Source organism: Bradyrhizobium sp. NBAIM08 (assembly GCF_020193935.1).
GTDB classification, from domain to species: domain Bacteria; phylum Pseudomonadota; class Alphaproteobacteria; order Rhizobiales; family Xanthobacteraceae; genus Bradyrhizobium; species Bradyrhizobium yuanmingense.
This window is the reverse complement of sequence record NZ_JADYVR010000775.1, coordinates 1-415: the sequence shown is the minus strand read 5'-3', so window position 1 is coordinate 415 and position 415 is coordinate 1. Positions and strand designations below refer to the sequence as shown.

Sequence of the window (415 nt, the reverse complement as noted above, 5' to 3'; positions counted from 1 at the left end):
GAATCCGCAGTCGGCGGTGCTCAAGGACTTCAATCTCGACCATGTTTTCGGGGATCTGGTGCGGGATTCGTCGGGGCGGGCGCTGATGTCGGTGAAGGGGAAGTCGCAGAAGCTCGACATTTTGTTCGGGCCAAATTACCGGTCGGCGGTGATTTATGCGCCGAATCCGCCGGCGGGGCAGGGGCGAGGCGGTACCGCGCAGAATCGCAACTTCATCTGTTTTGAGCCGATGGCGGGCATCACCGACGCGATGAACCTCGCCCACAAAGGTCTGTACAAGGAGCTGCAGAGCATTCCTCCCGGACAGACCTGGCAAGAGAGCTTCTGGGTGCGTCCCAGCGGGTTCTGAGCTACTGGCGCTGCACGCGATTGCCGGCGATCCAGACGGATTCGATCGTGTTGGTATTTCGAATGT

1 protein-coding gene is annotated in these 415 nt (G+C 60.0%); it reads left to right on the top strand.

What is annotated here, in order from left to right; translation table 11 throughout:
- Positions 1-349 (top strand): hypothetical protein (locus I6F37_RS42005; protein WP_225154674.1); only part of this gene is annotated, 349 nt, incomplete at its 5' end.
- Positions 350-415 lie beyond the last annotated feature (66 nt).